At 63.0% G+C, this 9,061-nt stretch carries 8 protein-coding genes; 3 read left to right on the top strand and 5 right to left on the bottom strand.

The genetic code is table 11. The features are described 5' to 3' along the window. Positions 1–87 precede the first annotated feature (87 nt). Positions 88–678 carry a flavin reductase family protein gene (locus AC3WLT_RS36365; protein WP_492596398.1) on the top strand — a complete coding sequence of 197 codons (591 nt, stop codon included), beginning with the start codon at positions 88–90 and terminating at the stop codon, positions 676–678. On the opposite strand, the gene AC3WLT_RS36360 is transcribed toward AC3WLT_RS36365, so the two are convergent. The 5 genes from AC3WLT_RS36360 to AC3WLT_RS36340 form a co-directional block, all read right to left on the bottom strand. Next, positions 665–2,281 (bottom strand): gamma-glutamyltransferase family protein, encoded by a 1,617-nt coding sequence (locus tag AC3WLT_RS36360; protein ID WP_492596397.1) that lies wholly within the window; start codon positions 2,279–2,281, stop codon positions 665–667. The genes AC3WLT_RS36365 and AC3WLT_RS36360 overlap by 14 nt on opposite strands. A gap of 92 nt (positions 2,282–2,373) precedes the next feature. Beyond that, positions 2,374–3,417 (bottom strand): rod shape-determining protein, encoded by a 1,044-nt coding sequence (locus AC3WLT_RS36355; protein ID WP_492596396.1) that lies wholly within the window; start codon positions 3,415–3,417, stop codon positions 2,374–2,376. Positions 3,418–3,954: 537 nt separating this feature from the next. Beyond that, positions 3,955–5,094 carry a porin gene (locus AC3WLT_RS36350; RefSeq protein WP_492596395.1) on the bottom strand — a complete coding sequence of 380 codons (1,140 nt, stop codon included), beginning with the start codon at positions 5,092–5,094 and terminating at the stop codon, positions 3,955–3,957. 44 nt (positions 5,095–5,138) lie between these two features. Further along, positions 5,139–6,110, bottom strand: a complete 972-nt coding sequence (locus AC3WLT_RS36345) for a sulfonate ABC transporter substrate-binding protein (RefSeq protein ID WP_492596394.1) — start codon at positions 6,108–6,110, stop codon at positions 5,139–5,141. 150 nt (positions 6,111–6,260) lie between these two features. Then, entirely contained in the window at positions 6,261–7,601 is a 1,341-nt protein-coding gene (locus tag AC3WLT_RS36340) for an LLM class flavin-dependent oxidoreductase (RefSeq protein WP_492596393.1), read from the bottom strand. Between the two features lie 147 nt (positions 7,602–7,748). Between AC3WLT_RS36340 and AC3WLT_RS36335 the strand changes: the two genes are divergently transcribed. Together AC3WLT_RS36335 and AC3WLT_RS36330 are read left to right on the top strand one after the other, a co-directional pair. Next, a complete protein-coding gene (locus AC3WLT_RS36335; RefSeq protein WP_492596392.1) occupies positions 7,749–8,825 on the top strand; it encodes a LacI family DNA-binding transcriptional regulator in 1,077 nt (358 codons plus the stop codon). A gap of 37 nt (positions 8,826–8,862) precedes the next feature. After that, the coding region (locus AC3WLT_RS36330; protein ID WP_492596391.1) for a hypothetical protein at positions 8,863–9,061 on the top strand (199 nt) is incomplete at its 3' end.

The raw sequence follows: 9,061 nt of genomic DNA, 5'->3' as shown, positions 1-9,061 counted from the left end.
AGCAGCAAATGGCATGCGCAAACCTCGTGAACACTGCTTCGGTCGTCATGACGGGGCGCTTTTCAACAGCCTGCTAGGCGGCCCATCATGGAAATCGACTTTGAAGCGATCACCGAATATCAGCGCTACAAGCTGATGGCGAGCCTGATCGTGCCGCGCCCGATCGCACTCGTCACCACGCTCGGCGCGGACGGCACGATCAACGCTGCACCGTTCTCAATGTTCAACATGCTCGGCGAGGAGCCGCCGATCGTGATGATCAGCATTAACCGCGTGGCCGACGGCACACTCAAGGACACCGCAGTGAACATCGTGCGGACCGGCGAGTTCGTCGTGCATCTCGCTGACGAGGCGATTGCGGAGAAGATGCATCGCTGCGGCGAGCGCTTGCCGCCCGATGTGAGCGAACTCGCCGAAGTCGGCCTCACGCCGGTGGCGAGCACGCGGGTCGCGCCGCCGCGCATCGCCGAAGCGCCGGTCGCTTTCGAATGCGCGCTATGGGAGAAGCTGGAGACGACCAGCCGGCAGATTTTTATCGGCCGCGTGCTTCGCTTGCATGCACGCGATGAATTGATCGACACCGAGACATGGCGTGTGCGGCTGCAGCACTATTTTCCGGTGGGCCGTTTCGGCGCGAGCGACTACGTGACGACGCGCGACCGCTTTACGCTCGGCTGAGATCGCCGCCGTCTTCATCGACTCCGAGCGCGCGTCCGTCGCTGCGTGGATCGTGCGCGCCGCAGGCCGCGCCGTTCGCGTCGATGCGGATCGCGCCGGGGTGACCTGCGAGCGGGCTTTGCGCGGGAATGGCTTTCACCTCGTGACCGCGCGCGGCCAGTTCGGCGAACACGCCGGCGCCTGCGTCTTCCTCGAGTTTCAACGCGTCGCGTGTGTCGGAGAAAGTCTTGCCGAGCAAAAAGCGTGGGCGGGCGAGGGCGGTGAGCGGATCCATGCCGTAGTCGATCAGGCGCGTGAGAATCGCGGCGAGCGTTTGCGGCTGACCGTCCGCGCCTTGTGTGCCGAACAGCATATGGGGACGGCCGTCCCTCAGATACATGCCGGGATTAAGCGTGTGGAAGGGCCGCTTGCCTGGCCGCACGGCGTTGTGATGCGCGGGATTCGTGCTGAACGATGCGCCGCGGTTGTGCCACAGAATCCCCGTGTCGCCTGCCACCACGCCGCTGCCCCAATCGAAGTAGACCGTTTGCAGCACGCTGACGCTGCGACCCTGGCTATCCGTCGCGCCGATGAAAACCGTATCGCCTGGCCGGAAAACGTGCGGCCAGGCGCGAGCCGCACGCATGTCGATCGAGCGTGCGTGCGTGTCGAGTGTCGCGGGCGAGAGCATGTCGTCGACCGGCACGCGGTTGAATTCCGGGTCCGACACGAAGCGGTCGCGATCCACGAACGCGCATTTCACCGCTTCCACCAGCAGGTGGTAGTAATCGGCGCTGCCTTCGTCGATCGATCCAAGGTCGAAGCGCTCGAGCGTGCCCATGATCTGCAAGGTCGTCACGCCTTGAGTCGGCGGGCGCATGCTGACCAGCTCGCCGCCGCGATAAGCGACGCGTAGGGGTGCTTCATCGCGTGCCTGCGTTCTCGCGAGGTCGTTCAAGGTCAGCGGCGAGCCGGCTTCGCGCAAACCGCGTGCGAGCCGTTGCGCGAGTTCGCCCTGGTAAAACTCGTGGGCGCCGAAGCGGGCAATCCGTTCGATGCTGCGTGCAAGCGCCGGTTGCTCAAAGCGCTCGGCGATCGCGGGAACCCGGCCGTGCGGCGCGAAGGTCGCCGCAAAGCCAGGCAGCGCACGCAGTTCATCGGCGCGCAAGTTTTGCCAGAAGTGCTGCGACGGCGTGACTGGAAATCCCTCCGATGCGTACTCGAGTGCGCGATCGAATAGCGATGCCCACGTTTGCTGGCCGCTCCATGACGTCTTGCTGATCGCGTAAGCCTGATGCCACGTATCGACGGTCGCGGCGGTGGTGAGGGCGGAGGCGCCGCCGCGCACAGGAATGGCGCCGTCGAACGCGGGAGGCTGCGCAGCGGCCTGGCCGATGCCCGACACCGTACGCAACATGCCTTGCCGGTCGCCGATTACCCAGAAGGCGTCGCCGCCGAGTCCGGTGAAATGCGGATAGGTCACGCACAGCGCCGCGCCGATCGCAATCGCGGCTTCGATCGCATTACCACCCGCGCGCAACACGTCGAGGCCGGCGGCACTCGCCAGCGCGTGCGGACTGGTCACCATGCCGCCGGTCGAACAGGCGAGTTTCAGGTTGTGCATCGCTACTCCGCTACCGGACATGAGCCATGGAATGAGCTATTCGGAGTAGCGAGTATAGTTCGCGCGACACTGCGATCCGCGCTTCACCAGCGTCATTCGTACGAGAACGCCCCGCCGAATTTATCCATGCGTTCGAGCGCCATGCCCGAGCCGCGCACCACGCACGTGAGCGGCGCTTCGGCGACGAATACCGGCAGGCCGGTTTCTTCCGCCAGCAGGCGGTCCAGATCGCGCAGCAGTGCGCCGCCGCCCGCCAGCATGATGCCGCGCTCGGCGATGTCGGCGCCGAGTTCCGGCGGCGTCTGTTCGAGCGCGATCTTGACCGCCGAGACGATCTGATTCAACGGATCGGTGAGGGCTTCGAGAATCTCATTGCTGGACACTGTGAAGCTGCGCGGAATGCCTTCCGACATGTTGCGGCCTTTGACTTCCATCTCCTTGATTTCGGAGCCCGGAAACGCGGAGCCGATTTCCTTCTTGATCGCTTCGGCCGTTTGCTCGCCGATCAGCATCCCGTAGTTGCGGCGGATGTAGTTGACGATGGCGTCGTCGAACTTGTCGCCGCCCACGCGCACCGAGCCCTTGTAGACGATGCCGCCCAGCGAGATCACGCCCACCTCGGTCGTGCCGCCGCCGATATCGACCACCATCGAGCCGGTCGCCTCCGATACGGGCAAACCCGAGCCGGTGGCCGCGGCCATGGGCTCTTCGATCAGATAGACTTGCGAGGCGCCCGCGCTATGCGCGGCTTCCTTGATCGCGCGCCGTTCGACCTGGGTGGACCCGCACGGCACGCAGATGATGATGCGCGGCGACGGCGCGAACATGCGCGTTTCGTGCGCCATCTGAATGAAGCGCTTGATCATCTGCTGGGTGATGTTGAAGTCGGCGATCACGCCGTCTTTCATCGGGCGGATCGCCTCGATGTTGCCCGGCACCTTGCCGAGCATCTGCTTGGCTTCCTTACCGACTGCCAGAATGATTTTCTTGCCGTTGGGACCGCCTTCCTGACGAATCGACACGACCGATGGTTCGTCCAGCACGATGCCCTTGCCGCGCATGTAGATCAGAGTATTCGACGTGCCGAGATCGATCGCCAGGTCGTTGGAAAAATAGCCGCGCAGAAAACCGAACATGCAAATTCCTGTCTCGCTTGATGCCGGGCGCGCGAACGCGCTGATCGGGAACGCCGCCCGAGGGCGGCGGCGGGTGACCGGTGACGGGTCGGAAGAGAGAAGAATAACAGCAACGCTCCCACGAACCGACTTCCGGCCACACCCGAGGCAGGCAGAGCCGTGCTCGTCTCAGTACGCTTGCAGCGGGCAACAGGAAGCTTAGGCAACAGATGCCTGTCACGCCAAACCGAGGTGCTTCCGGAAGAACCCGGCCGTGCGCGCATTAGCGGTTTTCGCCGATGCTTCGTCGTATTTCGTTCCGTCATGCCGGAAGCGCGTGGTTTGGAATGAACCTTGCCGGCGAGCACGCAGTGCGAGAAGGGGTGAATGACTGCTTTGTCACAGGCACTCATGGACCACGGTGTGGTCCGGCCAAGCAAAGGCACCGCCGCAGGCACACATAAAAATGCCGCCGCAAAAGGCAAGCAAGATCAAAAAAGGGCCAGCACCGAAGGCAAACATCCAAACCCGCTGGGAGGGCAAACAGGAACAAGAACATCAGAAAGACGTCCTGACTCCAACAGTAAGCGCCCACGGATCAAACCCCGGCGTGACGCTAGCGACACTGCTATTGAGTAGAGCAAACCCCTGTGTCGAATGACTATTATTAACGATTGCCGCCGCATAACCATAAACCTGCGTGCGCTTCGACAAGTAATACACATAACCGGCGTCATACGCTGTCGCCCGCGCATTGCCGTTCTCGATACGGCGCGCCACGCCCAGATTCACATCGCCAGGTCCCAGCGGAATTCTCGCGTTAAGCAGCGCCGCCGAGGCGAACCAGTTAGCGGCGTCGGTACGCTTCGAATAGATGTAATTCGCACCAACCTGATTGCGTCCGACCTGATAAGTCGCAGCCAGCACATGGGTGATCTGCGAGGACGCATCGAACGTCGTCGGACTAGCATAGTATTGGTAGCGGTTGAAACCGTAACCCAGCATCAGGCCGAACTTTGCATATTGCGCGTTCAGGCCGATGTTGCGTCCATCCACGGTCTGGCCCGAGGAATTCTGCTTGCCGAACGAGTAGCCTATCTCGCTCGAAAATCCACCCAGGGTAGCAGGCGTCCGGTAACGCACCGCGTTAGGGTAGAACCCGCCCGTACCGCTGCTGCCGAGCGTCGCCGTGTGCTCCAGCGACATGATCGCGGCAGGGTTCGCCAATCCGTAGGTCGCCACATCCGAGCCGAGAAATACCCAGTAAATCGGCAGGTACAGATACCCTGCGTCGATACTGCCGTACGGGCTCGACATGCCCACCGACGCCCCCCGGTTGAACCCGGTCGTGCCGCCGCCGACACCGGTATAAGTGTTGAAGCCCGTCTCCAGCCGGAAGTTGGCCCGATACCCGCTGCCGAGGTCCTCGCTGCCGAGCAAGCCGAAGCGGGACGCCTGCAGATTGCCGCTGGCGGCCATCGCCGTCGGCCCCGGCGTGCTGTTGAACCTGCCGTACTGCACGGCGGCGTCGACAATACCGTACAGGGTGAGCGAGGACTGCGCATGGGTATGGCTCGCGCCCAGCAACGTCGTTGCGGTCGTGGCGGCAAGGGCGAGGCCACGCGTGAGGGGGCGGCGAAAGCGGGCGGGATGGCGCCGCCTGTTCGGGGCGGCGTCGATATTTGACCGATGTGTCATGTGAACAGAGTCTTTGGTGGAGTCGCTCGAGCGGCGGTCGCCGGTCACGGCTTGAAGTGAATCGGGTACGCGATGTCGGCAACGCGGACCGCGTGTGGAATGACGTTGCTACGGTAGAAGGCATCGGCGACTTGCTGCTGCGAGCCGAGAATCGCGGCATCGAGCGGCAGCAGACCGAACCTCGAGCGCTCGATGAACAGCTTCACCGTCGGCGCAGGCACGCCGATTTCGTTTGAGATCAGTTCGATCGTTTCGGCCCGGTGGCTGGTCACCCAGACATCGTTGCGTGCGACGGCGGCCAGCACGTCGCCGATCACGTCGGGGTGCGCCTTCACAAAGTCAGGGGCGCCAAGGAAATAGCTGTAAGGCTGGACGACGCCTGACCCATAGTCGGCAAGCGTGCGAACGGCAAGCGCCTGCTGAACGACGGCTAGATAGGGATCCCAGACCACCCACGCATCCACCTTGCCGCCTTCGAACGCGGCGCGCGCATCGGCGGGCGTGAGGAACACCGGTTTGACGTCGGCGGGGTACTTGAGGCCGGCCTTCTCGAGCGCGGCGACGAGCAGATAGTGAGAACTCGAACCTCGGGCAAACGCGATGGTGTGTCCCTTCAGATCCGCTACGGATTTGAGAGGCGAGTTGACCGGTACGATGATCGCCTCGCTATGCGCTCCGGCGGGTTCGGCTGCGAGGTAGACGATCCTGCTGCCTGCGGCCTGGGCGAAGACCGGCGGCGGCGAACCGGTGTAGCCGATGTCGATCGAACCCGCGTTCATCGCCTCCAGCAGCGGCGGACCGGCGGGGAACTCGGTCCATGCGATCTTGAAACCGCGCGCGGCAAGCGGTTTGTCCAGCGCGCCCTGAGCCTTCAGCAGCGTGAGCGGCGTGCCTTTCTGATAGCCGATGCGTAAGGTCTGCTCCGCGGCTTGCGCATTGGGAACGGCGGCGCTGAGGAACACTGCCGCCAGCATGGCCCGAAAGCCGTTGATAAGGAAATTCCGTGTGATTCGCATGAGATCGAGTCCTGTTTGCGTTCTGCCTGGGTCTTGCCTGGTTCTTGTTTCTGTCCGGCGTCGGATGGGGCTGCGTGTCCTGCGTCACGCTCATAGGGAACGGGACGCGTGGATCGGGCCGGTGGGTTCAGCTGTTGCGCTTCAATGCGTTCAGGCAACGCCGGTCCGGGTTTGCCTCGCGGGTCTGCGCAAGCCGAGATGCTCGCGTAGCGTGCGGCCGGTGTAGGCGGTCCGGAACGCCCCCCGGCGCTGCAACTCCGGTACGACCAGCGCGCAGAACCTGTCGAGGCCGCCGGGCAAGTCCGCCGGCATCACGTTGAAGCCGTCTGCTGCTTCGCCTTCGAACCATTGCTGCAACGCGTCCGCTACCGTGGCCGCGCTGCCGACCACGGTGTGGTGGCCGCGTCCTGCCGCGATACGCAGATACAGTTGGCGGATCGTCAGTTGCGCTTCGCCGGCGAGTGCGCTCAGCAGTGCTTGCCGGCTGCGTTGGCCGCTGTCCGTCAGCGGCAACGCCGGCAGTGGGCCGTCGAGCGGATACGCGGACAGATCGAAATTGCCGAGCATGCGAGCCAGCATCGCCACCCCTGCCGCGGGATCGATAAGCGACTGCAACTGCTCGAAGCGTTCGCGTGCCTCCGCATCGCTTTCGCCGACGATGACCGACACGCCCGGCATGACCTTGAGATCGTCCGGCCGGCGTCCGGCCTGCACCACGCGCGCTTTGATGTCCTTGTAAAAGGCCTGCGCCGAGGCGAGATTCGCTTGCGCGGTGAACACCACATCGGCGGTTTGCGCGGCGAGGCTGCGCCCTGTATCGGATGAGCCCGCCTGCACGACGACCGGCCAGCCTTGCGGCGAACGCGCGACGTTCAGCGGTCCGGCGACCGAGAAATGCTTGCCGCGATGGTCGAGAACCTGCAGTGTCGAGGGCTCGTAATAGACGCCACTTTCTTTGTCGCGCACGAAGCTGTCGTCGGCCCAGCTATCCCACAGGCTTGTCACCACGTGATGAAACTCATGCGCGCGCTCATAGCGCTCCGCGTGACCGAGATGCTCGGTGCGGCTGAAATTCTGCGCCTCCGCCGCGTTGTCGGAGGTCACGAGATTCCAGCCTGCGCGACCGCCGCTGATGTGATCGAGCGACGCGAATTTCCGCGCGACGTGATATGGCTCGTTGTAGCTGGTCGTCGCCGTGGCGATCAGCCCAATGTGCTGGGTAACGGCCGCGAGGGCGGGCAGCAGGGTGAGCGGATCGAGCCGGTCCGAGCGCGCGGCGAGATGCGCGCCCGGGCCGACGTTGGCCGCCACGCTGTCCGCCACAAAAATCGCGTCGAAGCAGGCACGCTCAGCGGTTTGCGCGAGTGCCGCATAGGCGCGAAAGTCCATGCCCGCGTCCGCTTGTACAGCGGGATGCCGCCACGCCGCAGCGTGATGCCCGGTTTCAATGAGAAACGCGCCCAGGTGCATGTGACGCAAAGGTGTAGTCATTTGATTTCCAAACCGCTGTGCAATATCCAGGAACGTTCGTTTGCGCACTCCAGATCGTGCTGGACTCGCTACAATGGTTAGCGCTAACCGTTTGTGAAGTGTCCCGTCACGGAAGGGGTGAGTCAAATAAGGAAATCAGCGGAAGATATGTCGGATTCGACTAAACGCGGCGAGGCGGAGGACGAGCAGGGTGTGCGGCACCGGCGCAATTCCGGGCGTATGACCTTGCGTGACGTGGCGACTCATCTGGGCATTTCGCAGATCAGCGTGTCGCGCTACTTCCAGGATCCTGAGCGGCTATCGGCGCCGCTGCGCGAACGGATCGCGAGCGCGGTGGCTGAACTCGGCTATGTGCCCAATCTGGTTGCGGGCGGGCTGGCATCGGCGCACAGCAAAGTGATCGGCATGGTGATTCCCAACATCTCCGGGCCGATCTTCGCAAACACGATTCAAAGCTTTAGCGACGCCGTGACTGCTCATGGCTATCAGTTGCTTCTCGCGTCGAGCTACTTTTCAACTGAGCTCGAAGAGAACGCCGTGCGTGGTCTGCTCGGCTGGTCGCCGGCGGCGCTCGTGCTGACGTCGCATTTCCATTCTGAAGGTACTGAGGAAATGATCGCGCGCACTAGCGTGCCCGTCGTCGAGACATGGGATTTTCAGCCCAGGCGCGGGCCGTTGCAGGTCGGCTTTTCCAATCCTGAAGTGGGACGGCTTGCCGCCCGTTATCTGCTGGACAACGGTTATCGAAGGATTGCCTTTGTGCAGAACAGCGCGGCGGGCGATTTCAGCGCGCTGGAGCGGCGCGACGGCTATAGCGAGACGATGCGGGAACATGGTCGCGAGCCGTGGGTGTTCGTGCCGGGCGAGGCGTTGCCGCTTCATGCCGGACGAGAGGCGCTGGAAGCGCTTGTCAAGGGCAGGCGGCCTGCCGATGCCATCATTTTTGCCAACGACAATCTGGCCTCGGGTGCCTTGCTGGCGGCGCAGCGAACGGGGATTCGCGTGCCGGAGCAATGCGCGATTGTCGGGTTTGGGGATTATCCTTTTTCGGAAATGTTGAGTCCGAGTTTGACAACCATTCGACCCCCGGCGTGGGAGATCGGGGTGATTGCTGCGGAGCGGATCTTTGAGATTCTGTCGGATGACGGATCGCAGGGAAAGCGCACTGCCCGGCGCAGGCAGAAAGCGCTGACGTGCGAGTTGATCGTGAGGGAGAGCAGTTGATCCCTTTTTGTTCTGTTTGCCCTCCCGGCGGGTTTGGATGTTTGCCTTCGGTGTTGGTCCTTTTTTGATCTTGATTGCCTTTTGCGGCGGCATTTTTCTGTGTGCCTGCGGCGGTGCCTTTCCTTGTTCTGATTGCCTGTGCGGCGCTTTATGTCTGTCTGCCTACGGCGTTGGCCTTTCCTTGATTTGTTATTGGTTTATTAGCTTTCCCCCTGTGCGGGGGAGCACCTACTTTT

The organism is Paraburkholderia sp. FW306-2-2C-D06C, from assembly GCF_058781505.1.
This window is presented reverse-complemented; position numbering and strand designations above follow the sequence as displayed.